Consider the following 25,705-nt stretch of genomic DNA (forward strand, 5'->3'; position numbering starts at 1 on the left):
CTTCACGCCAGCGGCGTCACCGTCACGCGGTCGATCACCGGTGCGTACGCGGAGCGTTGGCCGTACTGGTTCCTGGACCGACCGTCGTGGTCCGGGAGTTCGTCTGCGGTGAAGGTGAGGGTGTTGGTGCCCTCGTCGAGGGTGACCGGGACGGAGAGGTCCTGGAAGTTGTTGAAGTGGAAGGTCGTCGGGAACAACACGCGTTGCGGGGCGGCCCCGTTGACCGCGATGTCCGCGTGGCGGCAGACCGGGTCCGGGTTGTAGTGGGTGGCGGGTGCCTGCTCGCCGTTGGAGTAGCGGATCGTCAGCGCGTGACGGCCGGCCCGCGCCGCCGTCACCGTGAGGGTGAGCGCGTTCGCGGGGCCGGCGCCGATGCCGTCGACGGCCTTGCCGCCCGTGGCGAAGGTGTGGGCGCCGGTGACCCGTGCGCCGCCGGTCGTGGTGCCCTCTTCGGCGGGGTGCGTCGAGGTGGGGAGGAGGCCGCGTGAGGGGCCTGCCTGGAGACGGTCGAGGACGAGTCGGTCCGAGGTGCCGGTGATGGTGATCTTGTTGATGCCCGACGCCAGGAACACAGGGACGGGGGATTGTTCAACAATCCCCACATACTCTCCGTTGATCGTCAACTCGCCCTCCCCGGAGCCGATCCGGTCGACGGTCACGGTCGCCTCCCCGTCGTCCTCCGCGTGCACCCAGAAGGTGGCGGTGCCGCCCCGTGGCAGTACGACGACACCGGGACCGGAGGCTCCGGGCTGCCCGTGGTCGACGCGTGCGCCGCCGCCCAGGGCTGCGAACTCGGCGTCGTACAGCGCGGGCGCGGTGACATGGTCGTCGCGCAGGGCGAGGTCGAGCCGGTCGACGACCGCGTCGCCCCGTGTGACACCGAGGTCGGGGTCCTGGGCGGCAAGGGTGATCGTGTGCGGGCCGGCGGTGAGCTCGACCCGGGTGTCGGTGTGACCCCAGACCGCCCACTTGTAGCCGAGCGGCAGCCTGAGTTCCCGCGGGTGCCCGCCGTCGACGCGGAGGAAGACATTGGTGGGTCCCTGCTCGCGCACCGCGTCGGCCAGGTTGTACGAGTTGGCGAAGACGCGCACGTCGTACGTCCCGTCCCGCGGGACCTCCACGGAGAAGACGAGCACACCGTCGGAACCGGTACGGAGTCCGCCCACGTGGTAGCCGGTCGAGCCCGCGAACCTGTCGACGTCGGACGGGGACCCCTCGGGCCCGTTCAAGGAGTGGCCGTCGCCGATGTAGGCCGCGTCCTCCGCCTGGTACGAGCGCCGCCAGCCGACCGAGGGCGGAAGCGCCGCGGCCCCGTTGCCGCCCGGGGACAGGATCACCTGGTACGCCGACATCTCCTCCAGGTCCGTCAGACGCAGCGTCACTTTGCCGTTCACGACGGTGAGTTCGTGCTCGGCGAGCCTCAACGGCTGTGCGGAGGAGCCGACTTGGCCCGTCCAGGGGATCTCCAGGAGCCGCGCGTGGACGGTCGTACCGAAGACTTCGGGGTCGACGTGCTCGAACACGACGTCCGCCGCTCCGCCCGTGCCGCCGAGCAGCAGCCGCGCCTGTCGCTTGGCCCGGTCGAACGCGGCGACGCCCTGCAGCGTGTACTGGACGTTGGGGTGGGGTGCGGTGACCTGGACGGTGTGGCCGGTGAACTGCCCGTAGGCGTTGAACAGCCACCACTGGCCGTTGCCCTTGTTGGCCTCCACCACCGAGTCGTTGAGGTTGCCGTCGATGTTCCAGTACGCCATGTCGGCGTCGACCTTGGATTCCTCGATCGCGGCGATCCACTGGATCATCTGGCCCGGCACGGAGACGTGGTAGTTGTGCGCGTACTCGTTGATGTTGACGGGCAGCGGGCCGATGCCCAACTCCCGTTCCAGCGCACGGTACTTGGCGACGTTCGTGCGGATCTCGTCCGGCGAGGACAGCTCGTGCCAGGTGACGACGTCGGGCAGGACGTCCTCGGCCTTGGCGAACTCCAGGAAGTCCTTGACCTCGTCGTACAGTTCGCAGGTGTTGGGGCCGGCGATGCGGGCACCGGGGTCGAGTTCCTTGACGATGCGGTAGAGGTCCCGCCAGGCGGCGAAGTAGTGGGTCGGGTCGGTGCGCCACGAGGTCCCGTCGTGGCTCCACTCCTCCGTGCCGTACATGTTGCCCTCGGGCTCGTTGAACGGGACGTACACGACATGGGACCTGTACGCGCCGAGCGTCAGTATCTGGTCGACCTGCCGGCGGACACGTGCCGTGAAGTCGGCGAGGCGCTCGGCTCCGGTGGCGCCGGGCCATTCGTAGGGGAAGCCGCGGTAGATGTCGGTCATGTAGACGTAGACGTCCCGGCCGCCCGCCTCGACGAAGGGGCGCAGGATCTCCAGGGCGTCGGCGCCCGGGTGCTGGATGCCGTCCTGGGCCTTGGTGGAGACCGTGCGGACGTACATGCCCTCCACGGCGTTGCGGCTGGGGACGCCGTCGCCGTAGAGGCCGTAGAGCGTGCCGCTCGCGCCTCCGTGGAAGGGGCCCGTGTCGGTGCCGAGGTCGACGGTGAGGTTCCCGGAGGTGGGGGCGGCGGAGGCTTCGGCTGCCACGGCATCAATCCCTTGTTCGACATGTCGTACGCCTGTCGGCTTCCCGAACCGACCTGGTCGAACGTAGGGAGATCACGCGACTCACGTCAACGGCGTGTCCATGCCCGCGTCGGCGGCTCAGACGCGGAGCATGCCCAGCCGGCCTTCCAACTGGACCAGCAACTCGCCGAGCAGGGAGGCCAGTTCGCCCTGTCCGGGGGTGTCCAGACCGCCGAGCACGGTGGTCTCGTAGGCGAGCTGCTCGGGCAGGACCGCGTCGACGAGGTCACGGCCGGCGTCCGTCAAGCGGACATGGGCGACGCGGCGGTCCCGGGTGTCGCCCCGGCGCTCGACCAGTCCGCGTTCGGTCAGCAGCTTGAGGCGCTTGGTGACGGCGGCGCCCGAGGAGAAGGTCTCCCGGGTCAGCTCGCTCGGCGTCAGCTCGTGCCCGGTGCGGCGGAGCGCGCCGAGGAGGTCGAACTCGGGGCGGCTGAGCCCGGCCCGGCGCAGGGGCGCGTCCTCGGCCTGCTGGAGCAGGGCGGCGCACCGGTTGATCCGGCCGATGATCTCCATCGGGCCGGTGTCGAGGTCGGGGTGCACGGCCTGCCACTGCCCGACGACGGCGGCGACGGTGTCGTGCCGGGCCGCACTCGGTGCGGTGGGACGGGCCGCGCCGTCCGCCGGCCGTCCATTGGTTGCCGTCATCCCCGTACGCCCTCCGTGTTCCTGCCCGTGCGCCGATCCTCGGTCGGCCAGGAGTGCGACTCCCGGCGTCGTACCGTCGCGGCGAGCGTACGGTGTCCGGACTGTTCGGCGAGCACGACCCGCTCCTGCGGCAGGGCACGCTGCCACCACTCGCCGGAGGCGGCGTCGACGGTGGCACGCAGTTCGACCAGCGCGGCGGCGAGCGCGCGGTGCGCGGATTCCAGGGTTCCGCGCATGGGAGCCGGCTCCGCCAGGAGGCACGCGGCTCGTGCGCGGGCCCGTTCCAGCACGGTGAGCGCCTCCTCGATACGGTCGGTCGCGCGCCGGTTGGTGACGACCACGGCGGCGAGGAGGCCCACCGAGGCACCGACCAGGGTGTCGACGATCCGCTCGGTGATCAGCTCACCGGACTGCTGCGCCCGGGCGAATTCGGTGATGAGCAGCGCCATGGGGGTCACACAGACGCTGCCGAGCCAGTAGTTGCGGCTGATCAGTGCCTCGGCGCCGAAGTTGAGGGCGAGGCAGCACAGCACGAGGACCGCCGGGTGGGCGTGGGCGAGCGGGGCCAGCGCGGCGAAGACGAGCACCCCGGCGAGATTCCCGACGACCCTCTGCACGCCCCGCCCCCACGTGAGCGTGATGTTGGCCTGATAGAGGGACGCGGCGGTGACGAGGGCCCAGTAGGGACGGCCGACACCGAGCGCGAGGGAGGCGTATCCGGCCAGCGCACAGCCGAGCGCCGTGCGCAGCACGAGGGGGGTGAGCGGGCCGAGCCTGGTCCACAACGGGCGGGCGGGGGCGGCCGGTTCGGCGTCCACACCGAGGAGTTCGTCCGCTACGACGCCTGCCGGGGCGTCGGCCTGCGGGACCGGTCCCCTGCCGCGCAGTTCGCGGGCCCAGGTGCGGAGCAGTTCCGGGTCGGCGTCGGCGGGTGCGGCCAGCGCGACCTCGGCACGGACGACGAGGCGTTCGAGAGCGCGGCGGGGCGCGGTGCGGGCACCGGTGGCGAGGAGGGACTGCCAGGCAGCCTGAATAGCGGCGGCCGCGGTGGCACGCGCGCGTGCGGGATCGTCGTCGGTGCCCTGCGTGGCGGCGTACGCGGCGGCGGCGTTCAGGGCCTGGGCGGTCGCCCGGCGTTCGGGGCCGCAGGGGCGGACGAGTGCGGGGGCCATGCCGACGAGCCACGCCCAGCAGCCCGCGGCGGCGGCCAGGGCGAGGTGCCCGGGGACCTGGCCGAGCGTCTGCGGTGCGAAGAGCGAGGCGGAGCTGATGAAGGTGAGGACCACGTTGCCGGGCGGGCCGATCCGGGTCGCGTCGCACAGGCCCTTCTGTACGGCGGCCAGGGCGGCGCCGACCGTGACCAGCACGACGGCGTTCGTGGTGAGGGAGGCGGTGACCAGCGCGACGGCGAGACCGGCGATCATCCCGAGCACCACCAGGCCGAGGGCGCGGGCCCGGGCGGCGTACGGCTTGTTGTGGGCGTAGAGCGCGCACAGGGACCCGGCCATCGTGTACATCGCCAGGTCGAGGCGGCCGAGGGCCAGCAGGGTCAGGGTGGGCGGGGCGACCGAGGCGACCGCGCTGAGCGCGGGCTTGAACCAGATGTCCGAGGGCCGGCCGAGGCGCAGCACGCCGGCGAGCGGGAGGCGTCGGACGCGCGGGGTGGTGGAGGTGGGGGTCGCACTGCTCATGCGCATAAGATTAGCAGGTGTTTTACTCGTGAAACATTCACCCGAGAGCCCGGGGCGCGCCACCGACATGCCGCTGACCTGCCGCGCTCCGTCGAATGCTCCCCGTGTACTCCGTTGCGCTCGGTTGCGCCCCGTAGGCCCCGGGCATCCTGTGACCGACTGTCGACGCAGGGGGGGAAGCGCGTGCACGGTGGACCGACGTCGCCCGGCTGGCTCCTGGTCGCGTTGTGCGCGGCGACCGGGGCCTACTGCCTGCTGCGGATGCGCAGCCCCGTCGAGGAACAGCGCCGGGCCGCGGGCGGCGAGGCGCTGATGGGTTTCGGCATGGCCGCGATGGCCGTACCCGCCGCGGTGTTCACCCCACCGGCGTGGGCGTGGCCCGGCTACGCGGCGGTGTTCGGCGCGGCGGCGCTGCGCGCCCTGTGGTCGGCGCGCAGGAGCCCGCACCATGTGCACCATCTGCTGGGCACCGCGGCCATGGTCTACATGGCGCTCGCGATGGCCGCCTCGCCCGGGCACCACCACGAGCACGGCGACTCCGGCGTCCCGCTCGTGACAGGCGTGTTGCTCCTCTACTTCGCCGGATACGTACTGCTGTCGGGAATCCGGCTGATGCCCGTCACCGGCGGCGCGGCCGTCGGCACCGGGAGCGTCGGCTGGGGCGACCGGCCGGAGTTGGCGCGCGCGTGCCGGCTGTCGATGGGGATCGGCATGGTCGCGATGCTGCTGACGCTCTGACCCGCCGGCGCCCTGGCGTACGGAGAAGTGAGCCGGGCGGGGCTGTACGAAATCGTGGTCTGCGTCACTTTGCCGTAACAAGCCGTACCCCTGATCACCGCGCCGCTCATAGGGTGCTCCCATGATGGTCCCCGCGGCACTGTTGCTGCTCGGCGCCTTGGCCGCCGTCGTCGCCCCACGGCTGCTCGCCCGGGCCGGCTGGCCGGACCATGAGCCGGTGCTCGCGCTGTGGGTGTGGCAGTGCGTGGTCGCGGCCGTACTCCTGTGCTGCGCCCTGTCGATGACGCTCAGCGCCGCCGCCGCGTGGCAGGCGGTGCGCGGCCATGTGTTCGCCAGCGCCCCGCACGCGGTCGTGGACGCCTATCCCCTTGTGGCGAACGGGCCTTGGGCCGCCACTACCGCTGTGGCCCTCGCGTGCGGCGGGGCGTGGACCGCGGCGATGCTGGTCCGGGAAGTCGTACGGGCCCGGTCGCGACGTCGGCTGCGGCGGGCCGAACTCCTCGTACGCGCACCGGTGTTGCCCGGCGAGGAGCCCGGCGCCGAGCCGCTGGTCATCCTGGAGGCGGAGCGGCCGGACGCCTGGTGGATGTCCGGTACCGCGCCCCAACTGGTCATCACCACAGCCGCGTTGCGACGCCTCAAGGGGCGGCAACTGGACTCGCTGCTCGCGCACGAGCAGGGGCACGCACAGGCCCGGCACGACTGGCTGCTGCACTGCTCGGGCGCGCTCGCGAACGGGTTCCCGCAGGTACCGGTGTTCGCCGCGTTCCGGGACGAGATGCACCGGCTGGTCGAACTCGCCGCCGACGACATGGCCTCCCGGCGCTTCGGCCGCCTGACGACCGCGCTCGCACTGGTCGAACTCAACGAGGACCGCGGGGTGTTCGGGCCGTGCCCGACTCCGCACGCCCATGTCCCGCAGCGGGTGCACCGGTTGCTCACTCCCCCGGACCGGCTCTCGGCGATGCGCCGCCTGGGGTTCACCGCGACGGCGGCGCTGGTGCCGGTGATTCCGGTGCTGGTGGCGTTCGTACCGGGGCTGCGGGCACTCGGCTGAGGAGGGGGTGGAGGTCGAGGGAGCGCCGAGGCCGGCTCCGCGCACACCGCGAGTCGGCGAGGATCGTTGCATGTCCTCCCCGCACCACCCGCCCCGCCCGACACTCCGGCAGACCGGCAGCGCCCTCGCCCTGTGCTCCGCGCTGCTCCTCACCCTGGTCGCGGCCGAGTGGCGTCCACTGATCGACCTCGACGAACGGATCGCCCGGACCACGCACCGCTGGGCGGTCCAGGACCACGGGATCACCCGCGCGTGCCGCATCCTGACGGACTGGGTCTGGGATCCGCTCACCCTGCGCCTTGTGTGCGCGGTCGCCATGGTGTGGCTGGTCTGGCGCCGCTCGGCATGGTGGACGGCCCTATGGCTGGCGGCCACATGTGCGTTCGGCACGCTGTTGCAGCAAGGGCTGAAGGCGCTGGTCGGCCGCCCCCGCCCGGCGTGGCCCGACCCCGTCGACTCGGCCCACTACGCCGCCTTCCCCTCGGGACACGCCATGACCGCCACGGTGGTCTGCGGCCTGCTGTTGTGGCTGCTGCACGACTACGGCGCCGGACGCGCTGTGTGGCGTACGACCATGGTCCTGGCCGTGATCTCCGTGACGGGTGTGGGACTCACCCGTGTGTGGCTGGGCGTGCACTGGCCGTCGGATGTGCTGGGCGGGTGGGTTCTGGGGGCGTTCGTGGTGGCGGTGGCCGTCGGGGCGTACGAACGGTGGCGGGTGTGAGCGCGGCCGGGCGGCGCCACCGCTATGTCGGACCGGCGGAACTGCTGACCGCTGTTCGGCCGGGTGCGGAGGGCCGGGTCGTACGGTCGGCCGCCGACCTGGACGCCTGGCTGACCGGACGGGAGAAGGCCGAACTGGCCGAACCCTTCACCTTCGTCATCGGCCTGGACGGACTCCTGCGCCTGGCACCGCGCCGGAGTGAGCACGTGGCGTGCGCCGGGGGCGGCGATGTCCTGGGCGCGGGCGAGATCGGATTCGAGCGCGCGGCTGGATCCTGGGTCGTCGCGGAGGTCAGCAACCAGTCCACCGGCTACTGCCCGCACCTCGACTCCTGGGACGCGGTGGCACACGCCCTCGACCTGGCCGGCATCGGCCGTCCCGCCGGTTTCACGCATGCAGTGGTGTTCCGGCGGTGTGCAGCGTGCCGGGAGATCGGCATCGTGCGCGAGGGCGACTTCGTCTGCGTGTTCTGCGGAAGCGATCTTCCCGCCGAGTGGAACGTGGCTGCGTAGGATCACCGCATGGATGCCGTCCTCTTCGACTTCTCCGGAACCCTCTTCCGTATCGAGTCCACCGAGTCCTGGCTGCGCGCCGTGTTGCGGGATGCCGACATCGCGCTCCCCGAACGGGAGTTGGCCGAAACCGCGCGAGCGCTGGAGTCGGCCGGCGCGATGCCGGGCGGCGCGCGGCCGGAGCGACTGCCCGAGGAGTTCGCCGAGGTGTGGGCGATCCGGGACCAGAGCTCCGAGCTGCACCGGGCCGCGTACACCGGCGTCTCCCGCCAAGTCCCGCTCCCCGACCCGGCGTTGCACGACGCGCTGTACGACCGGCACATGACGCCGGCCGCGTGGACGCCGTACCCGGACACGGAGTTCGTGGTGCGGACCCTGCACGAGCGCGGGATCGGTGTGGGTGTGATCAGCAACATCGGCTGGGATCTGCGGCCGGTGTTCCGCGCGCACGGTCTCGATCCGTACGTGGACGCGTACGCCCTGTCGTACGAACACGGCGTCCAGAAGCCGGACCCACGGCTGTTCCAGGTCGCCTGTGAAGCACTCGATGTCGACCCGAAGGACGTGCTGATGGTCGGTGACGAACGTCGGGCGGACGGCGGGGCGGCGGCTCTGGGGTGCGGGGTGCACTTCGTCGACCACCGGCTCGTGACGGAGCGGCCGGACAGTCTGCGCCCGGTGCTCGAACTGGCCGGACGGGGGAAGCAATCGTCAATTACAGATTGACGATTGGAGATCGTCAATTTAAAGTTGACGCATGAGTCCACTCGACATCAGCCTCGCCGACCTGATCGCCCGACTCGACGAGGAACTGCCCGAATCCGACGAACTGGCCCGCATCAGCGAGGCCCGACTGCGCGCCCAGACCCTGTCCGACCTCGGCGACCAGCTCATCGACCACTACGTCAGCAAGGCCAAGCAGGTCGGCGCGTCATGGACCGAGATCGGCGACGCCATCGGGGTGTCCAAGCAGGCCGCCCAACAACGCCACGCGCCGGGCCCGTTCGAGCGGTACACCAACCTCAACCGGCACAGCATCGTGCTCGCACAGGAGGCCGCCCGCACCCACAAGCACGACTCCATCGGCACCGAACACCTCCTGCTCGGCCTGCTCGGCGAGCCGAAGGGCCTGGCGTACGAGGTGCTGGTGGCGAAGACGGAATCGGAGCAGCGCGTCCGCGACGCGATCGAGGAAGCGCTGCCGCCGGCCGGCGAGAAGGCCCTGCGGGGTCACATCGCGTTCCGGCCGGAGGCCAAGGAGGCCATCGGGCAGGCCCGCCGCGCGGCGGCCGACCTCGGCCATGACTGGGTCGGCACGGAACACACGCTGCTGGGCCTGATCCGCGTCGAGGAGAGCCCGGCCGCGCGGATCCTGCGCGACCTCGGCTTCACGCCGGACGAGCTGCGGGAGACGGTCAGGACGGAGATCGCCACCAGGCTCGCCGCGCGCGGCGACCAGTAGCGAAACCCGTCACCTCACGTCACCTCACCCCTGATACCCCTCGACCTCGGACTCCGGCCGCACCCGCGCCTCGTCCGGGTTCTCCCCGAACTCCACCTTGGCGCGGCGCTGGCGCAACAGGTCCCAGCACTGGTCGAGTTCGCGCTCCAACTGCCCGAGGCGCTGGTGCTCCGTCGTGCTGTCGATCGTGCCGGACGCGAGAGCCTCCCGGAGCTTGCGCTCGTCGTCGACCATCTCGTTGATCCGCGCGAAGATCTGCTGGTCCTGCTCCATGCCCGTGCGCCTCCTCGGCTCGACATCCGTGCCCACTCTAGGGACGGTTCACGTGCCGTGCGACAGATGTGCGAGAAGGAGGCGCCGAACGCCGGGGCAAAAGTCGCCCAGGGAAACCATTGGGGTGAAAAGGAGCCGCCCGCCTGAGACGATCCCCCGCGTCGCCCCAGACGGACGGCAGCATGCGCCAGGCCCCCTCGACGGGAGACCCGGACGTCCTGAGTATAGTTGGCTGATAGCCAGTCAACGCAGGAGTTACAGCATGTCCCCGCGAAGCGCCTCGGTCAATGAAGAGTTGCGACGGCGTTCCCGGGAGCGGCTGCTGCACGCGGCCGTCGAGCTGGTCGGCGAGCATGGCTACGAGGCCACGACCTTGGGCGACATCGCCGACCGGGCCGGTTCGGCGCGCGGCCTGGTGTCGTACTACTTCCCCGGAAAACGCCAGCTCGTGCAGTCCGCGGTGCACCGTCTGATGCACCGCACGCTGGAGGAGGCCCTGGAGCGCGAGCCCCGGACCGACGACGGGCGGGAGCGGATGGCGCGGGCCATCGACGCGATCCTGGGTCTCGCCCACGACCGGCCCGTGCTGATGCGCCAGCACATGGCGGGACTCCTCCAGGGCGAGGGCTTCGTGCAGTGTCCGGAGCAGCGACGCCTGGCCGAGCTGCTCGGGGAGACGATCGCGCGGTACGGATCGGGGAAACCCCCTTCCGACTACCCCATGCTGCGCGCGCTGCTCATGGGCGCGGTCTACGCAGCGCTCGTGCCCGGGGTGCCCATGCCGATTCCGGTGCTGCGCACCGAGTTGTTCGAACGGTACGGACTCGACCGGGAGTTGGGGATCCCGCCGGGGTCCGGCGCACAGGCCGGGACGGCCGACACGGACCTCTCACGGTTCTTCGCAACGGACGACAGGTCCACACCTCCACCTGCATCCGCACCAACTCCCGCCCCCACGCCCGAAAGCCCGGCCGACGACCGCCCGACCGAGCCCTCCGACGCGTAACGGCCTTGCTCAGCGCCGAGCGTGACGAGGCGTCAGATATCCCGCGTCCCGCGCCTGCGAGATGAGCCGCAGAGACCGGCGCCGGCTGTGCCCGGTCGCGCACATCACCGCGAGGACGGGGTCGACTCCTTCCTCCTGCGCGGCGCGATACTCCTGGGCGATCAGCCAACGCCCCTCGATGCCACGCGGCCAGGCCGGCCGTGCCCGGCGCGCCCCGCCCGACTCCGTCTCCTCCCCGGCCTCCCCCGCCTCCAGCCCGCACGCCTCGAAGAGCGGTCCCTCGATCCAGTCGGCCAGCACGGTCAAGTCGTCGAGGGACAGGGCGGGTTGGGCACGCACGTCCTCGACGGAGACCTGCCCCTCGGACACCACGGCGAGGGCGTCGACCCGGGCGCCGTCGGTGAAGGCCAGCCGGACGTGGAACCAGGAGGTGGCACCGTCGTGCTCCTGCACTTCCCACGCGGGCCACACGGACACCGCTCCGTCCGCCGGGCAACGATCGGAAAGATTAACAAAGGATGCTTCTAGCACATACGCAACGTAACCGCATGATCACATTCCATACGAACGGACACGCACGCCCCCGGCGCGTACGGGTGCGTTCGGCACCCTGTCAGCGGAGCACGGGTGGTGCGATCCTGGACCTGTCAGTGGTCTGGCGAATCAGCGATCTCCTGTGTGCCTGACGGGTGAGGAGTTCCGCCGTGCTGCGTGTCGCCGTCGTCGGCTCCGGACCGAGCGGGGTCTACACCGCCCAGAGCCTGGTCCAATTGGATCCCGGGGTGCTGGTAGACGTCCTGGACCGGCTGCCGTGCCCGTACGGTCTGGTGCGCTACGGCGTGGCACCGGACCACGAGAAGATCAAGTCGCTGCAGAACAATCTGCGGACGGTCCTGGAGCACGGGCGGGTGCGGTTCCTCGGCGGAGTCCTCGTGGGACCCGGCGGACTGCCGGCCACCCGCCTGCGGGAGCTCTACGACGCGGTCGTGTACTGCGTGGGCGCGGCCACCGACCGCAGGCTGGGGATTCCCGGCGAGGACCTGCCGGGCAGTTGGTCGGCGACCGAGTTCGTGTCCTGGTACAGCGCCCACCCGGACTCCACCGCCGACGGTTTCGTGCTCGGGGCGCGCGCGGCCGTGGTCATCGGCGTGGGCAATGTCGCGGTGGACGTCACCCGGATCCTGGCGCGCGGCGCGGCCGAGCTGAGCCGTACCGACATGCCGCAGGCGGCGCTCACCGCGCTGGCCGCGAGCGGGGTGACGGACGTCCACATGGTCGGCCGGCGCGGCCCCTCACAGGCCCGCTTCACCACCAAGGAACTGCGCGAGCTGGGCGGCCTCCCGGACACCGAAGTGACCGTGGATCCGGGCGAGTTGGCGCTCGACCCGGCCTGCCTCGACCTCGCCGCCCTGCCCGGCGCCCAGCGCCGCAACGTGGAGGCGCTGCGCACCTGGGCCGCACTCCCTCCCCGGGGCGCACCCCGCCGTATCCACCTCCGTTTCTTCCTCCGTCCCGTCGAACTCCTCGCCGACGCGGGGCGCGTGGGCGCGGTCCGCTTCGAACGCACCGCGCCGGACGGACAGGGCTCAGTGGTCGGCACGGGTCAATTCGAGGAGATCGAGGCGCAGTTGGTGCTGCGCTCGGTGGGTTATCGCGGAGTGCCGCTGGACGGGCTGCCGTTCGACGCCGAGCACGGCACCGTGCCGCACCGGGCGGGCCGTGTCGTACGCGACGGGCGGACCGTACCCGGCGAGTACGTGGCCGGCTGGATCAAGCGGGGCCCGACCGGCGTCATCGGCACCAACCGCCCGGACGCCAAGGAGACGGTGACGTCCCTGCTGGAGGACGCCTCCGCGCTCGTACGGCAGGAAGCACTCGTAGGACATGAAGCATCCGAAGACCCGCTCACCGCGCTGCGCGCCGCGGGGATCGAGCCGGTCGAGTGGGCCGGGTGGGAGGCCATCGAGCGGGCCGAGGCGGAGCTGGGGGCCTCGCTCGGGCGGGGCGGTGTGGTCAAACTCCCCGACTGGGAGGCTCTGCTGGCCGCGATACGTGGGGCGCACACATAACGGCTGGGCATGACACACAGCGGCAACAGCCCAGAAATCAACAAACTGTTCAAGGCGCCTACGGTCTCGTTCTGTTCGCATGTTCCCCCTTCCTCCCCCTCCGCCGCTCAGGAGTGCCCATGGCCACGACCACACCCGTGCATCCCGTCGACGAGGTCCCACCCGTACGGCAACTGGCCGCCTTCGGGCTCCAGCACGTGCTCGCGATGTACGCGGGCGCGGTGGCGGTGCCGCTGATCGTGGGCGGGGCGATGAAGCTGTCGGCCGCCGATCTGGCGTATCTGATCACCGCGGACCTGCTGGTCTGCGGGATAGCCACGCTCATCCAGTGCATAGGTTTCTGGCGGTTCGGCGTGCGGCTGCCGATCATGCAGGGTTGTACGTTCGCCGCGGTGTCCCCGATGGTGCTGATCGGTACGACGGGCGGCGGACTGCCCGCGATCTACGGCTCCGTGATCATCGCGGGGCTCGCCATCGCGCTGCTGGCGCCCGTCTTCGGCAGGCTGCTGCGCTTCTTCCCGCCGCTGGTCACCGGCACCGTGATCCTGATCATCGGTCTGTCGCTGCTGCCGGCGGCGGGCAACTGGGCGGCGGGCGGGCAGGGTTCGAAGGACTTCGGTGAGCCGAAGAACATCGCCCTCGCCGCGTTCGTCCTGGCGGTCGTCCTCGGTGTGCAGCGGTTCACGCCGGCCTTCCTCAGCCGGATCGCGGTGCTGATCGGCATGGCCGTGGGGCTCGTGGCCGCCGTGGTGTTCGGGTTCACGGACTTCGGCGGGGTCGGGGACGCCGACTGGGTCGGCATCAGCACGCCGTTCCACTTCGGTACGCCCACCTTCCACGCCTCGGCGATCGTGTCGATGCTGGTGGTGGCGCTGGTGACGATGACCGAGACGACCGGTGACCTGATCGCGGTCGGCGAGATGACCGACCGCAGGATCGAGCCGCGCTCCCTCGCCGACGGGCTGCGCGCCGACGGTCTGTCCACCGTCCTCGGCGGCGTCTTCAACACCTTCCCGTACACGGCGTACGCCCAGAACGTGGGCCTGGTGGGGATGACCCGGGTCCGCAGCCGCTGGGTCGTCGCCGTCGCCGGCGGCATCCTGGTCGTGCTCGGTCTGCTGCCCAAGCTGGGCGCGGTCGTCGCCGCGATACCCGCGCCGGTGCTCGGTGGCGCGGGTCTGGTCATGTTCGGCACGGTCGCCGCGAGCGGTCTGCGCACCCTGACCCAGGTCGACTTCAAGGACAACCACAACCTCACCGTCGTCGCCGTCTCGGTGGCCGTGGGCGTGCTCCCGGTCGGGGTGCCGACGATCTACGCGCAGTTCCCGGACTGGTTCCAGACGGTGATGAACAGCGGCATCAGCGCGGGCTGTCTGACGGCGATCGTACTCAACCTGCTCTTCAACCACCTTCCGGCGAAGGGCGGTTCACCCGTCGCCGGCGCTGCCCCCGCCTCTGCTTCCGTCGCGGAGGAGCCGGTCGTCTAACGCAGCAGTCCGGCGGGGACCGTCGCGGCCAGCACCCCGTACCCCGCCGGATTGAGGTGCAGCCAGTCGCCGACCTGGAGGGCCGGGAGCAGCCGGCGCGGGTCGGCGGGGTCGCGTACGGCGCGGTCGAAGTCGAGCACCGCGTCGAAGCAACCGGCGTCGCGGATCCAGGAGTTGACCGCCCGGCGGGAGGACTCTCGTTCGCCCGCCGGGTCGTCGTAGGTGTTGCCGCCGAAGGGGAGCAGGGTCGCGCCGTAGACCCGGATGCCCTGCGCGTGGGCGCGGACGACGATCTGGCCGTAGGCGGCCAACAGGTCTTCCGTGACCCGGTGTTGGGCGGCGGGGGTCGCGGCGGCGGTGCCGATGTCGTTGACGCCCTCGAAGACGATGAGCCGGGTGACTCCGCTGCGGGAGAGGATGTCCCGGTCGAGGCGGGCGAGGACGTTGGGGCCGAGGCCGTCGTCGAGGACGCGGTTGCCGCCGGCGGCCTGGTTCAGGATCGCCACGGCGGCGGTGGCGGGGTGGGTACGGAGGCGGTCGTAGAGCTGGTCGGGCCAGCGGTCGTTGGCGTTGGTCGTGGAGCCCCGGCCGTCGGTGAGCGAGTCGCCCAGGATCGCCACGGCCGTGGTGGTGCGCGGGGCCAGGACCTCCACGTCGCTCAGCAGATACCAGTGGTCGACCGGGGTGGCCCCGGGCAGGTCCTCGTCCTGCGTGCGATCTCCGGTCTGGAGATACGACGTCGTGCGCGAGCCCGGGTGCGAGGTGAGCGCGAGTGAGGGCTGGCCCGTTGCCAGGTAGGTCGTCACGGTCAGGACGGTCGCTGCGCGCAGGTCCAAGTCCAGTGGGTCGGAGACCAGTTGGGCGGCGACGGGGACGGTCGCCGAGCCGCGCCCGGCGAAAGTGACCGGTCTGCCGCTGCCGGGCACGATCGCGCTCGCTCCCGCCCTGCCGTCCCGCGGGAGCGCCAGCGTCACGGCGGTGAGCGGAAGCGGGGTGTCGCCGTAGGCGTTGGAGAAGCGCAGGCGGAGCTTCCGGCCCCCGGTGGTGACGCGGAGCGTCTGGCGCAGGGTGGTGTCGACGAGGACCGACCTGGTCCCGGTGAACGGTGCCGGTGGCAGGTTGCCGGGTTCCGTGAGCTGGGGCATCGCCGTCCAGGTGTTCACCCAGTGCGCGACGGAATGGGCCGAACTTCCCTCGGCGCGTGCGGGGTTGGTGGCGACCAGGGCCGACAGTGCCGTCGTTGTCGTGGCGACGAGCGCGGTCCGTCTCGTGGGCTGCACGGAATCCGCCTTCCTCGAAAGGGAGTGGGGAGCGATGGCTACGGGTGCGGTCAACCGACCGTGCAGGCCGTCCCGTTGAGCGTGTAGGCCGTCGGTGCGGCGCTGTTGCCGGTGTGGTTCGCCTGGTAGCCGATGGTCACGCTCGCGCCCGGGGTGATCGTGCCGTCGTACGAGGCGTTGGTGGCGGTCACCGTGCCGGAGGCCGGGGTGTAGGTGGCGCCCCAGCCGTTGGTGATGGTCTGGCCGGCGGGCAGGGTGAAGCCGAGTTGCCAGCCGTTGAGCGTGCTCGTCCCGGTGTTGGCGATCGCCACGGAGGCGGTGAGGCCGGTGTTCCAGGCACTGGTGGTGACCGTCACCTTGCAGGGGCCGGTCGAGGGCGGGGGTGTGGTGCCGCCGCCGGACAGGCCGAAGAAGGTGAGGACGCGGGCGCCCATGCCGTAGGTGTAGAGGTTGTGGGTGACACCCTGGAGGCTGATCGCCTCGACGGGGGCCCGGTCACCGGTGGCGCCGTAGCGGGTGCGGGTCCAGCCCGTGGCCGGGGAGTCGGTGGCGGACGGGGTCTGACTGACGCCCTGCACGTTGGTCCACTGTTTGATCTCCTCGCCGAAGTTGGGGTAGCGCAGGATGTCGTCGGCGGTGCCGTGCCAGAGCTGCATGCGAGGGCGGGGGCCGGCGTAGCCGGGGTCGGCGCCCCGCACCAAGTCGCCCCATTGCTGCGGGGTTTGGACGACCGTGCCGTTGGCGCAGGCGGTGTTCCACTCGGAGCCGTCGGTGGTGGCGAAGCAGCCGAACGGTACGCCGGCGAAGGCGGCGCCGGCCGCGAACACGTCGGGGTAGTCGCCGAGCAGGACGTTCGTCATCATCGCGCCGGAGGAGATGCCCAGCGCGAAGACGCGGGAGGTGTCGGCGGAGTAGGTACCGGTCACCCAGTCGACCATCGACTTGATGCCGACCGGGTCGCTGCCGCCGTCGCGGTGCAGGGCCTGGGGCGAGGAGACGTCGAAGCACTTGCTGGCGCGGGTGACCGACGGGTAGACGACGATGAAGCCCAACTGGTCGGCCAGCGAGGCGTATTCGGTGCCGGAGTACATCGCCGGGCCCGATCCCCCGCAGTAGTGCACCGCCACGACGACCGCCGGGTGCGCGGTGACGGCGGCCGGGACGTACACGTACATCTGGAGGTTGCTGGGGTTGGTGCCGAAGCCGGTGACCTCGGTGAGGGTCGCGGTGGGGACGGCCTCGGTGCGGGCGGCGGCCGGGGGCGCCAGCAGGGTCAGGGCCGCGAGTAACGGCACCAGCGCTCCGAAGAGGGCGAGGAACACCGAACGGGGCGGTTTTCCGGCGGACTTGGGGGTGTTGTCGGCGGCTGTGGGGCGCACGTCATCGTCCCTTCCTGATCGCGGCTCGTGCGGCGTCGTTCGGGTGGGAACCATCGGCATGGTGACATGGACATGAGTCCCATGGAAGCGCTCCCACGCTCCGAATAGTTTCGCGCGGAGCGTTGACTAGAAAGCGCTTGCACCCTACCTTCCGTTCAGGAGTGTGACCGCACGGTCCTTCATGGCGCACATCGTTCACGTACACGATCACCCCAGCCCTCCGAAGGGACGCACCCGCATGCGTACTCGCAGATCAGCTCCGGCGGTGGCCGCTCTCGCCGTCGTCGCCGTGTTCGCGCTCCCGCAGTCCGCGTCGGCCGCCGACGCCTCGCCGGTCGGTTTCGGTGCCGGGACGACCGGTGGCGGCAGCGCCACCGCGGTCACGGTGTCGACGCTGGACGCCTTCAAGTCGGCGGTCACCGGGAGCGGTTCGAAGGTGGTCAAGGTCAACGGCCTGATCTCGCTGAGCGGTCAGGTGGACATCGGGTCCAACACGACGGTCCTGGGCGTCGGTTCGGCGTCCGGGTTCACCGGTGGCGGGCTGCGCCTGAAGAAGGTGACGAACGTCGTCGTCCGCAACCTGAACATCAGCAAGCCGGTCGCGCCCGCCGACGGCATCACCGTGCAGGCGTCGACGAAGGTGTGGATCGACCACAACGCCTTCTCGTCCGACCTCGACCACGACAAGGACTACTACGACGGCCTGCTCGACATCAGCCACGCCTCCGACTACGTCACCGTCTCCTGGAACACCTTCAAGAACCACTACAAGGGCTCGCTCGTCGGCCACAGCGACAACAACGCGAGCGAGGACACCGGGCATCTGCGGGTGACGTACCACCACAACTGGTTCGACCAGGTCAACTCCCGTATCCCCAGCCTCCGTTTCGGCACCGGGCACTTCTACGACAACTACGTCGTCGGCGCCGAGACGGCCGTGCACTCGCGCATGGGTGCCCAGATGTACGTCCAGAACAACGTCTTCCGCGACACGGAGGTCGCCGTCACGACGAACCGGGACAGCGACCTGGACGGCTACGCGAACCTCAGCGGCAACGACCTCGGTGGAGCCGCCACCGAGATCTCGCAGGTCGGCACGTTCACCAGCCCGCCGTACAGCTACACCGCCGAGCCCGCCTCGACCGTCGTCGCCTCGGTGACGTCCGGCGCGGGCACCGGAAAGCTCTGACCACTCCCCCACCTCGGAGAAGGAATCGGGACATGACTTCTTCCGCACGATCACGCGCGCTCACCGGCGCACTGGCCGCCTTCGGGCTCTCCGTTGGCATGATCATGGCATCCGGCACGCTCTCGCCGGCCAGCGCCGCCACCTGGCCCACCGCCAGCGGCAGCCAGGCGGTGACCTCCACGATCTCGGTCTCGGGCACCAAGGACTACGGGATGCTGCGCCTGTACGGCAGCGGCGACCTGGGCACGGGCAGCCAGGACGAGGACCAGGGGCCGATCCTGGAGCTGGCCGCCGGTGCCGTCGTCAAGAACGTCATCATCGGCTCGCCCGCCGCCGACGGCATCCACTGCCTGGGCAGTTGCACGCTGCAGAACGTCTGGTGGGAGGACGTCGGCGAGGACGCGGCGACCTTCCTGGGCTCCTCGTCGTCCAACGTGTACACCGTCTCCGGCGGTGGCGCGAAGGAGGCCAGCGACAAGGTGTTCCAGTTCAACGGCGCCGGGACCCTCAACGTCTCCAACTTCGCGGCGCAGACCTTCGGTACGTTCGTCCGCTCGTGCGGCAACTGCAAGACTCAGTACAAGCGCACGATCAACCTCAACACCATCGAGGCGACCTACAAGGGCAGCCGGATCGTCGGCATCAACACCAACTACGGTGACAGCGCGACCCTGAAGGCCATCACGATCGTCGGGGACACCAGCAAGAAGATGATCCCCTGCCAGAAGTACATCGGGAACAACACGGGCGCGGAGCCGACGTCCAACGGCACCGGCGCGGACGGGACTTACTGCAAATACGCGTCCACGGACATCACGTACAAGTGAGCCCCCCACGGTGACGGCGGCCGTACGAAGCGTCCCCGCACGACGCTTCGCACGGCCGCTCCGGTCATCCGGGGTTTCCCAGCACGGCCGCGATCAACTCCCGTCGGTGGCGGGTGTACGCGGTGCGCAGGGCGGGGCCCGGCCAGTCGGCGGGCAGGAGTTCGGGGGGCAGGACCGGGTCGGCGAGCAAGTGGCGTACGGCGGCGGCGAGTACGGTGAAGCGGTCGGCCGGGCGGTCGGCGGTGGCGGTGATCCGGTCGAGCAGGGTCTCGGCCGTCTTCGCCCAGGCGTCAAATGGCCAGAGGTTCGCGGCCAGTTGGCGGGCGGGCTCCTCGGGGCGGGTGGTGAAGTGCCGGGCGACCGCGCCGAGTTCGTCGGGGCGGGGCCGTAGCAGATTGGCCGGGCGGAGCCAGACTCCCTCGCGGAGTTCCGCGAGCCGGAGCGCGGTCAACTCGCCGCGCAGTTCGGCGCGTTCGGCGGGGCCGCGGCCGGTCGCGGTGACCACGGTCATCTCCCAGTCGCCGTCCCAGGGGCGGGTCTCGGGGTGCACGGCGGCGTCCTGGCGGCGCTGGCGCTCCAGCAGCCGGTCGCTGAGCCGGTAGACCGCGTCCGTGCTGCGCAGGTCTCCGGCGGCCACCATCCGGCTGAGCGCGGCCCGCAGCGTGGATCCGGCCACGCCGAGCGGTTCCACGGCACACAGCAGATCCCGTACGGGCAGCTCGGGCGGATGCGTGCCCAGCAGCAGACTGAGGACGACCGACCGGGCGGACAGCGGGCGCAGGTCCACCTCGCCGGGCCCCTCTGACACGTTCATGCGCATGGCCTCGTACTCTACGTGCGGATCCTCGTGTTACATCATTGATGCGGCCGTTCAGATAGTGCAACACTGGGCGTATGGCCCAGACACTCGCGCACATGTCGCCGCAGCCGCTCAACGCCACGCACGACGTCACCAACCAGCCCCCGCCACTGACCCCGTACGACGCCTCCGAGGACGCGGCCCTGATCGAGGGGCTGCGCCGGGAGGGCGCCGGCTGGGCCGAGGAGGATCTGCGGCGGCTCGGTCGGGCGGCGGGCAGCGAGGAGGCGCAGGAGTGGGGTGAGCAGGCGAACCGGCACGAACCGGAGCTGCGCACCCACGACCGCTACGGCAACCGGATCGACGAGGTCGAGTTCCACCCGAGCTGGCACCGGCTGATGGGCACCGCCGTGGCCGAGGGACTGGCCGGCGCGCCCTGGGCCGACGAGCGCCCCGGCGCCCATGTCGCCCGTACCGCACGGGGGTTGGTGTGGGGACACACCGAGGCCGGGCACGGCTGCCCGACCTCGATGACGTACGCCGCCGTCCCCGCCCTGCGCTCCACGCCCGAACTGGCCGCGGTCTACGAGCCGTTGCTGACCAGCCGGGTGTACGACCCGGTGCTGCGCGTGCCGACCGAGAAGCGCGGACTGCTGGCCGGGATGGGGATGACGGAGAAGCAGGGCGGGTCCGACGTCCGGACCAACACCACGGCGGCCACCCCCACCGCCGAACCGGGTGTCTACACACTGCGCGGGCACAAGTGGTTCACGTCGGCGCCGATGTGCGACGTGTTCCTCGTCCTGGCGCAGGCTCCTGGCGGGCTGTCGTGCTTCCTGGTGCCGCGCGTGCTGCCCGACGGCAGTCGCAACGTGTTCCGCATCCAGCGGCTGAAGGACAAGCTGGGCAACCGCTCCAACGCGTCCTCGGAGCCCGAGTTCGACGGGACCGTGGCCTGGCTGGTCGGCCCCGAGGGGCGGGGCGTCAAGACCATCATCGAGATGGTCAACTGCACCCGTCTGGACTGCGTGATGATGTCGGCGACGCTGATGCGCAAGACGCTCGTCGAGGCGGGCCACCATGTGCGCCACCGCGGCGCGTTCGGCGCACGACTGCTCGAACAGCCGCTGATGCGCAACGTGTTGGCCGATCTCGCGCTGGAGTCGGAGGCCGCCACGACCCTCACCCTGCGGCTGGCGGGCGCGGCCGACCGTGCGGTGCGCGGGGACGGCGCCGAGTCGGCGTTCCGCCGGATCGCCACCGCCATCGGCAAGTACTGGGTCACCAAGCGCGGCCCGGCCTTCACCGCGGAGGCCCTGGAGTGCCTCGGCGGCAACGGCTACGTCGAGGACTCGGGCATGCCCCGCCACTACCGCGAGGCTCCCCTCCTCTCCATCTGGGAGGGCTCGGGGAACGTCAACGCCCTTGACGTACTACGGGCGTTGACCCGCGACCCCGGCACGGCGGAGGCCCTGTTCGCCGAACTCGCCCTGGCCCGGGGCGCGGACGCCCGCCTGGACACGGCCGTGGGCCGGTTGAGGACGCAACTCGCCGAGGCCACCGAGACGGGCGCCCGCCGGCTCGTGGAGCAGATGGCCCTCACCCTTCAGGCCTCCCTCCTGGTACGGCACGCCCCGGCCGCCGTCGCCGACGCCTTCTGCGCGACCCGGCTGGCCGGCGACTGGGGGCACGCCTTCGGCACCCTCCCCGACTCCGCCGACCTCGACACGATCCTCGCCCGCGCTCTGCCCGCAGCAGACTGACCCTCGGTCACGTCCCGATTCCGCTTCGTTGTCAGTGGCGTGGTGCAGACTCGCGATCAGTTGGCACCGCGCCTGGGGAGGACAACGTGTTCACGGGGATCGACGAGATCGACTGGGCCTCACTGCGGCACGCGTACGGCAGTGCGGCGGGCGTGCCCGGACTGCTCCGAGGACTGGCCTCCGCGGACCCCGTCGAGCGGGCGAGCGCGCTCGACGGGATGTACGGCGCGGTGCACCACCAGGGGATCGTCTACGACTCTACGCTCGCCTGCGTTCCGTTTCTGTGCGCGCTCGCCGCTTGCGAAGAGGTCGCGGACCGTGGCGGGTTGGTGGAGCTTCTGGTCAGCATCGGACGGGGGCACGGGCCGGAGGAGGACGGGTCCGAGCCGGCGGAAGCCGCCGTCCGCGCGCGGGCCGAGGTCTTCGCCGCGCTCCTCGGCGACCGGGACTCCGGCGTGCGCCGGGCGGCGCCCGAGGCCCTCGTCCGGTTCCTCGACCAACCTCCGCGCGTGCTGAGCCTGTTGCGGCAGCGCATCACGGTCGAGCGCGACGACCGGGTGCTGCTCGCCCTCGCCGAGAGCCTCGGCCTGTTCGTACGACAGCACCCGTCCCACTCCGCCGGGGCGCTGGACACCCTGCTGATGCTCGGCACTCCGCCGTACGACCCCGGTCTACGGCTCGCCGCGCTCGGCCAACTCGCGGGCTGCGCACCCGATCTGCTCCCCGCCGACCTGGTCCCGACCGTCGTCGAGCTGCTCGGGGAGCGGTCCGAGCAGCGCGGGTCGGGCCGCTCGGCGCGGGACGGGACCGACGGCCCGGACGCGGACACCCTCGCGGGACGGTTACGGCGGCTGCGGCCCTCGGACGAGGAGGGCGCGCTGCTGTTGCGGACGCTGCACACCGCGCTCGGCGGGCGGGTGGGCGACCGGATCGCCTTGCTGGAAGGGCAGTTGAGCAGCCCGGACGCGGCCGACCGGTGCAACGGGGTGTGGATGGCGGCGGGGTTGTTCCGCGAGTGGCGGGCCGACTACACGGCACCCGTCGAGCTGATCGGTGCCCAACTGGGCGCGGGAGAGCGTCCGTTGCCCGGCGCGGCGGAGTCGGACCGGTTGCGCGATGCGGCGGTGTCGGTCCTGGGCGATCTCTTCCACCTGGCCGCGCCTGCCGCCGACCACCTCCACGCACTGGTGACCGCACGCCCCGACCTGTGGATGCACCGCTGGGAACGCCGGGCGCCGACCTTGGGCGGTCCGCTCAAGTCCCTTGCCCGCAGCGGCGATCCCCGGGCGACACCGGTGCTGGCCCAGGTGCTCGCGCAGCCGGTCGTGCCCGACGATCTGGGGCACGTGATCGTCCACCTCGGCCGCTCGGCCGCACCGCTCGCCCCGGCGCTGCGAGACCGGCTCGGCCGGGTGCCCCTCGACTCCCCCGAGACGTACGACCGTGCCGTACCGCTGCTGTCGGCGCTGACCGCGCTCGCCGATCGGGAGGCCGTGCCGGAGGTGGTGCGGTTGTTGCGCGGGATGGGGGACGGGGTGCGGTCGAGGCACCGGGTCGTGGAGTCGGCGGTCCGGGCGCTCGACGCGTTCGGGGGTGGTGCGGAGGGGGTCGTACCGGTGCTGCGCGAGCTGTTGGAGTCTGCGTGCGCGGGGGTGGCCGCCGGTGCTCTGTGGTCGGTGGAGGGCGATGCTGCGGCCGTACTGCCGGTGCTGGTCCGGGAGTTGGCGGGGTCGGACGGGCACCGGCGCCGGGCCGCCGCGGAGGCGGTGGCGCGGTTGGGGTCGTCGGCGCGGGCCGCGGTGCCCGGGTTGTCGCGGATGGCCGAGGCCGGGTGCGTGCGGGAGCGGACGGCCGGCGCGGCTGCGCTGTGGCGGGTCACCGGGGAGGTGGAGGGGGTGCTTCCGGTGCTGCGTTCGGCCTGGGTGGAGCATCCGGGTGTGCGGGGCGTCGTCGCCGCGTGCCTGGTCGACATGGGGGCGGCCGGGGCGCCTCTGCACGATCTGGTGGCAGCGGAACTCGCCGCTCCACGACGGCACTTGGTGCGGTCGGGCGGGCACGGGAGTCAGGACGTGCTGGAGGACGAGCGGTTGCTTGAGGTGTGCCGGGAGGTGCGGGCGGAGTGAGACGGGCGGGTCGAGGGCCCCTGTATGCGGTGCGCATGCCAGGGGCGCTCGGACGACGCCGGGCCGGGGTGTTCAGCCCGTCTTGCGCCCCCACAGCGGGCCGAAGCGGGCCCACTCCACGTCCCACTGGTCCATGCGCCGGCGTTCCAGGCGGACGCGCAGGGCCCGGGCGCTGATGAACGGGACGGCCGCCGCGCCCATTCCCAGGAGCGTGCCGATCAGCACGGCCCGCAACTGGGCCTGTGCGGCGCTGGCGGGCTTGGTGACCAGGTGGCCCTGCGGGTCGGTCCAGACGGTCACCGGAGTGCCTATGCCGCTGCCGGAAGGGACGCGTATCTGGCCGGTGTGCGAGGAGCCGTCCACGGCCGTCCAGCGGACCTTCGCCCAGAACGGTTCGCCGCTCGTCCCCTGGGAGTTCGCCGGGGCGGGGCCGGGCGCGTTCTGGGTCACCAGGGCGACCACGGGTTTCCAGTCGACGCGTTCCTGGGCCAGCTCGTGTTCGACGGACTGCGTCGCCGTCAGACCGGCGAGCACACCGACGAGGACGGTGATCAGCCAGGCGCCGAGCACGATCCACGACTCCACCGCATCGGCACGGCGCTTGAGCGGATTGCGCCGCCATCGCCACAGCCACACCTTCGGACCACGGAACGCCATCGAAGGCATCCTCCTCATGAACGCACTGACATGCCGAACCGCCCTCCCATACGGGAGACGCCTCCTCGATGCTCACGACGAATACCCCGACTCGACGTTCCCATGACTGCCCCGACTCGCGCAGGCGCTTCGCGTGAGACCCCCGCGAATGTGTCCCAGAAGCCAGTGTCGACGCCCTGACCTGCGGTGATTCCGACTCCGGGGGTGACTGTCAGTGGTGGGGTGCAGACTGGCGGGTGATGGGGGCAAAGTCGCCAAAAACACGGTGGAGGTGACCGGCATGACAGAGGTACTGCTCGCGGTGGGCACGCGAAAAGGCCTGTTCATCGGGCGTAGGCGGGGTGGGGTGTGGGAGTTCGACGAGAGTCCGTACTTCAACGCGCAGGCGCTGTATTCGGTCGCTGTCGACACCCGCGGCCCCACGCCGAGACTGCTGGCGGGTGGTGACAGCTCTCACTGGGGGCCGTCCGTGTTCCACTCCGACGACCTGGGCCGCACCTGGGCCGAGCCGGCACAGCCGGCGGTCAGGTTCCCGAAGGACACGGGGGCCTCGCTGGAGCGGGTGTGGCAGTTGCACCCGGCGGCCGCGGAACCCGACGTGGTGTACGCGGGCACGGAGCCGGCCGCACTGTTCCGCTCCGAGGACCGCGGCGAGAGCTTCGAACTCGTCCGGCCCCTCTGGGAGCACCCCACGCGCTCGCGGTGGGTTCCGGGCGGCGGCGGGGAGGGACTGCACACGGTCCTGACCGACGAGCGCGACCCGCGGGCCGTGACGGTGGCCGTCTCGACGGCCGGGGTGTTCCGCACGGGCGACGGGGGCCAGAGCTGGGAGCCGTCCAACTCCGGTGTCTCCGCGGTGTTCCTGCCGGATCCGAACCCGGAGTTCGGGCAGTGCGTGCACAAGGTCGCGCAGGACGCGGCGACCCCGGACCGGCTGTATCTGCAGAACCACTGGGGTGTGTACCGCAGTGACGACGCGGGCGCGCACTGGACGGACATCGGCGCGGGCCTGCCGTCCACGTTCGGCTTCGCGGCGGTGGCCCACCCGCATCGCGGTGACACGGCGTACGTCTTCCCGATCAACGCCGACTCCGACCGGGTGCCCGCCGATCGCCGGTGCCGGGTCTTCCGTACGGCGGACGCGGGCCGGAGCTGGGAGCCGCTGTCGGCCGGTCTGCCGTCCGAGGACCACTACGGCACGGTGTTGCGGGACGCGATGTGCACGGACGACGCGGACCCGGCGGGCGTGTACTTCGGCAACCGCAACGGCGAGGTGTTCGCGTCGGACGACGACGGGGACAGTTGGCGGCAGTTGGCGTCCCACCTCCCGGACGTGCTGTGCGTCCGCGCGGCGGTCCTCGCATGAGGGTGGGAGTTTCCGGAACGGCAACTCCCGT

23 protein-coding genes are annotated in these 25,705 nt (G+C 71.4%); 14 read left to right on the forward strand and 9 right to left on the reverse strand.

The features are described 5' to 3' along the window. Positions 1-2 precede the first annotated feature (2 nt). The 3 genes from OG223_RS08290 to OG223_RS08300 form a co-directional block, all read right to left on the reverse strand. Complete coding sequence (locus OG223_RS08290) at positions 3-2,588, reverse strand: cellulosome protein (RefSeq protein WP_329244559.1); 2,586 nt, start codon at positions 2,586-2,588, stop codon at positions 3-5. Positions 2,589-2,705: 117 nt separating this feature from the next. After that, positions 2,706-3,272, reverse strand: coding sequence for a MarR family winged helix-turn-helix transcriptional regulator (locus tag OG223_RS08295; RefSeq protein ID WP_329244561.1), 567 nt, complete (start codon positions 3,270-3,272; stop codon positions 2,706-2,708). Beyond that, positions 3,269-4,963 carry an FUSC family protein gene (locus OG223_RS08300; RefSeq protein WP_329244566.1) on the reverse strand — a complete coding sequence of 565 codons (1,695 nt, stop codon included), beginning with the start codon at positions 4,961-4,963 and terminating at the stop codon, positions 3,269-3,271. The genes OG223_RS08295 and OG223_RS08300 overlap by 4 nt, the downstream gene beginning before the upstream one ends. 183 nt (positions 4,964-5,146) lie before the next feature. Here OG223_RS08300 and OG223_RS08305 point away from each other — a divergent pair, with 183 nt between their 5' ends. From OG223_RS08305 to OG223_RS08330, 6 genes are all read left to right on the forward strand, one after another. Beyond that, positions 5,147-5,701: a DUF5134 domain-containing protein gene (locus OG223_RS08305; protein WP_329244569.1), complete on the forward strand. Its 555-nt coding sequence runs from the start codon at positions 5,147-5,149 to the stop codon at positions 5,699-5,701. A 121-nt stretch (positions 5,702-5,822) separates the two neighbouring features. Continuing rightward, positions 5,823-6,758, forward strand: a complete 936-nt coding sequence (locus tag OG223_RS08310; protein ID WP_329244572.1) for a M56 family metallopeptidase — start codon at positions 5,823-5,825, stop codon at positions 6,756-6,758. Positions 6,759-6,828: 70 nt separating this feature from the next. Continuing rightward, the gene (locus tag OG223_RS08315; protein WP_329244576.1) at positions 6,829-7,482 is read left to right on the forward strand and encodes a phosphatase PAP2 family protein; all 654 of its coding nucleotides are present in this window, start codon (positions 6,829-6,831) and stop codon (positions 7,480-7,482) included. Beyond that, positions 7,470-7,994, forward strand: coding sequence for a hypothetical protein (locus OG223_RS08320; RefSeq protein WP_329244581.1), 525 nt, complete (start codon positions 7,470-7,472; stop codon positions 7,992-7,994). The genes OG223_RS08315 and OG223_RS08320 overlap by 13 nt, the downstream gene beginning before the upstream one ends. Positions 7,995-8,003: 9 nt before the next feature. After that, positions 8,004-8,720 (forward strand): HAD family hydrolase, encoded by a 717-nt coding sequence (locus OG223_RS08325; protein ID WP_329244584.1) that lies wholly within the window; start codon positions 8,004-8,006, stop codon positions 8,718-8,720. Between the two features lie 31 nt (positions 8,721-8,751). Next, positions 8,752-9,456 (forward strand): Clp protease N-terminal domain-containing protein, encoded by a 705-nt coding sequence (locus tag OG223_RS08330; RefSeq protein ID WP_329244587.1) that lies wholly within the window; start codon positions 8,752-8,754, stop codon positions 9,454-9,456. 24 nt (positions 9,457-9,480) lie between these two features. Here the strand turns inward: OG223_RS08330 and OG223_RS08335 are convergent, their stop codons facing one another. Continuing rightward, positions 9,481-9,729: a DUF2630 family protein gene (locus OG223_RS08335; RefSeq protein ID WP_043668925.1), complete on the reverse strand. Its 249-nt coding sequence runs from the start codon at positions 9,727-9,729 to the stop codon at positions 9,481-9,483. A 262-nt stretch (positions 9,730-9,991) separates the two neighbouring features. Here OG223_RS08335 and OG223_RS08340 point away from each other — a divergent pair, with 262 nt between their 5' ends. Then, positions 9,992-10,735: a TetR/AcrR family transcriptional regulator gene (locus OG223_RS08340; RefSeq protein ID WP_329244591.1), complete on the forward strand. Its 744-nt coding sequence runs from the start codon at positions 9,992-9,994 to the stop codon at positions 10,733-10,735. A 9-nt stretch (positions 10,736-10,744) separates the two neighbouring features. Here the strand turns inward: OG223_RS08340 and OG223_RS08345 are convergent, their stop codons facing one another. Continuing rightward, positions 10,745-11,212 carry a DUF6214 family protein gene (locus tag OG223_RS08345; protein ID WP_329244593.1) on the reverse strand — a complete coding sequence of 156 codons (468 nt, stop codon included), beginning with the start codon at positions 11,210-11,212 and terminating at the stop codon, positions 10,745-10,747. A gap of 227 nt (positions 11,213-11,439) precedes the next feature. Here OG223_RS08345 and OG223_RS08350 point away from each other — a divergent pair, with 227 nt between their 5' ends. Both OG223_RS08350 and OG223_RS08355 read left to right on the forward strand, forming a co-directional pair. Further along, positions 11,440-12,804 (forward strand): FAD-dependent oxidoreductase, encoded by a 1,365-nt coding sequence (locus OG223_RS08350; protein WP_329244595.1) that lies wholly within the window; start codon positions 11,440-11,442, stop codon positions 12,802-12,804. 119 nt (positions 12,805-12,923) lie between these two features. Beyond that, positions 12,924-14,291: a nucleobase:cation symporter-2 family protein gene (locus tag OG223_RS08355; RefSeq protein WP_329244597.1), complete on the forward strand. Its 1,368-nt coding sequence runs from the start codon at positions 12,924-12,926 to the stop codon at positions 14,289-14,291. Here OG223_RS08355 and OG223_RS08360 read toward each other — a convergent pair. Together OG223_RS08360 and OG223_RS08365 are read right to left on the reverse strand one after the other, a co-directional pair. Continuing rightward, entirely contained in the window at positions 14,288-15,571 is a 1,284-nt protein-coding gene (locus tag OG223_RS08360) for an SGNH/GDSL hydrolase family protein (protein WP_329244600.1), read from the reverse strand. The two genes, OG223_RS08355 and OG223_RS08360, sit on opposite strands and share 4 nt — an antisense overlap. Before the next feature lie 50 nt (positions 15,572-15,621). After that, positions 15,622-16,950 (reverse strand): extracellular catalytic domain type 1 short-chain-length polyhydroxyalkanoate depolymerase, encoded by a 1,329-nt coding sequence (locus OG223_RS08365; RefSeq protein WP_329244603.1) that lies wholly within the window; start codon positions 16,948-16,950, stop codon positions 15,622-15,624. A gap of 238 nt (positions 16,951-17,188) precedes the next feature. Between OG223_RS08365 and OG223_RS08370 the strand changes: the two genes are divergently transcribed. Together OG223_RS08370 and OG223_RS08375 are read left to right on the forward strand one after the other, a co-directional pair. Beyond that, positions 17,189-18,139: a pectate lyase family protein gene (locus tag OG223_RS08370; RefSeq protein ID WP_329244606.1), complete on the forward strand. Its 951-nt coding sequence runs from the start codon at positions 17,189-17,191 to the stop codon at positions 18,137-18,139. Between the two features lie 32 nt (positions 18,140-18,171). Beyond that, positions 18,172-18,966 carry a pectate lyase gene (locus OG223_RS08375; RefSeq protein ID WP_329244610.1) on the forward strand — a complete coding sequence of 265 codons (795 nt, stop codon included), beginning with the start codon at positions 18,172-18,174 and terminating at the stop codon, positions 18,964-18,966. A 64-nt stretch (positions 18,967-19,030) separates the two neighbouring features. Here OG223_RS08375 and OG223_RS08380 read toward each other — a convergent pair whose 3' ends face one another. Further along, positions 19,031-19,786 carry a PaaX family transcriptional regulator C-terminal domain-containing protein gene (locus OG223_RS08380; protein WP_329244613.1) on the reverse strand — a complete coding sequence of 252 codons (756 nt, stop codon included), beginning with the start codon at positions 19,784-19,786 and terminating at the stop codon, positions 19,031-19,033. Positions 19,787-19,860: 74 nt separating this feature from the next. Between OG223_RS08380 and OG223_RS08385 the strand changes: the two genes are divergently transcribed. Further along, complete coding sequence (locus tag OG223_RS08385; protein WP_329244616.1) at positions 19,861-21,528, forward strand: acyl-CoA dehydrogenase family protein; 1,668 nt, start codon at positions 19,861-19,863, stop codon at positions 21,526-21,528. Positions 21,529-21,614: 86 nt separating this feature from the next. Continuing rightward, positions 21,615-23,651 (forward strand): HEAT repeat domain-containing protein, encoded by a 2,037-nt coding sequence (locus tag OG223_RS08390; RefSeq protein ID WP_329244619.1) that lies wholly within the window; start codon positions 21,615-21,617, stop codon positions 23,649-23,651. 72 nt (positions 23,652-23,723) lie between these two features. On the opposite strand, the gene OG223_RS08395 is transcribed toward OG223_RS08390, so the two are convergent. Continuing rightward, positions 23,724-24,308, reverse strand: coding sequence for an Rv1733c family protein (locus tag OG223_RS08395; RefSeq protein WP_329244622.1), 585 nt, complete (start codon positions 24,306-24,308; stop codon positions 23,724-23,726). A 214-nt stretch (positions 24,309-24,522) separates the two neighbouring features. On the opposite strand from OG223_RS08395, the gene OG223_RS08400 reads away from it, so the two are divergent. Then, positions 24,523-25,674, forward strand: coding sequence for a WD40/YVTN/BNR-like repeat-containing protein (locus OG223_RS08400; RefSeq protein ID WP_329244626.1), 1,152 nt, complete (start codon positions 24,523-24,525; stop codon positions 25,672-25,674). Positions 25,675-25,705: the final 31 nt, after the last annotated feature.

It is taken from the genome of Streptomyces sp. NBC_01478 (assembly GCF_036227225.1).
In the GTDB taxonomy this organism is placed as follows: Bacteria; Actinomycetota; Actinomycetes; order Streptomycetales; family Streptomycetaceae; genus Streptomyces.

Excerpts from the sequence above, each read along its gene's own strand:
- OG223_RS08295 (WP_329244561.1), bottom strand. The coding sequence starts at position 3,272 with ATGACGGCAACCAATGGACGGCCGGCGGACGGCGCGGCCCGTCCCACC.
- OG223_RS08300 (WP_329244566.1), bottom strand. The coding sequence starts at position 4,963 with ATGAGCAGTGCGACCCCCACCTCCACCACCCCGCGCGTCCGACGCCTC.
- OG223_RS08310 (WP_329244572.1), top strand. The coding sequence starts at position 5,823 with ATGATGGTCCCCGCGGCACTGTTGCTGCTCGGCGCCTTGGCCGCCGTC.
- OG223_RS08315 (WP_329244576.1), top strand. The coding sequence starts at position 6,829 with ATGTCCTCCCCGCACCACCCGCCCCGCCCGACACTCCGGCAGACCGGC.
- OG223_RS08325 (WP_329244584.1), top strand. The coding sequence starts at position 8,004 with ATGGATGCCGTCCTCTTCGACTTCTCCGGAACCCTCTTCCGTATCGAG.
- OG223_RS08330 (WP_329244587.1), top strand. The coding sequence starts at position 8,752 with ATGAGTCCACTCGACATCAGCCTCGCCGACCTGATCGCCCGACTCGAC.
- OG223_RS08335 (WP_043668925.1), bottom strand. The coding sequence starts at position 9,729 with ATGGAGCAGGACCAGCAGATCTTCGCGCGGATCAACGAGATGGTCGAC.
- OG223_RS08340 (WP_329244591.1), top strand. The coding sequence starts at position 9,992 with ATGTCCCCGCGAAGCGCCTCGGTCAATGAAGAGTTGCGACGGCGTTCC.
- OG223_RS08355 (WP_329244597.1), top strand. The coding sequence starts at position 12,924 with ATGGCCACGACCACACCCGTGCATCCCGTCGACGAGGTCCCACCCGTA.
- OG223_RS08370 (WP_329244606.1), top strand. The coding sequence starts at position 17,189 with ATGCGTACTCGCAGATCAGCTCCGGCGGTGGCCGCTCTCGCCGTCGTC.
- OG223_RS08375 (WP_329244610.1), top strand. The coding sequence starts at position 18,172 with ATGACTTCTTCCGCACGATCACGCGCGCTCACCGGCGCACTGGCCGCC.
- OG223_RS08380 (WP_329244613.1), bottom strand. The coding sequence starts at position 19,786 with ATGCGCATGAACGTGTCAGAGGGGCCCGGCGAGGTGGACCTGCGCCCG.
- OG223_RS08385 (WP_329244616.1), top strand. The coding sequence starts at position 19,861 with ATGGCCCAGACACTCGCGCACATGTCGCCGCAGCCGCTCAACGCCACG.
- OG223_RS08395 (WP_329244622.1), bottom strand. The coding sequence starts at position 24,308 with ATGGCGTTCCGTGGTCCGAAGGTGTGGCTGTGGCGATGGCGGCGCAAT.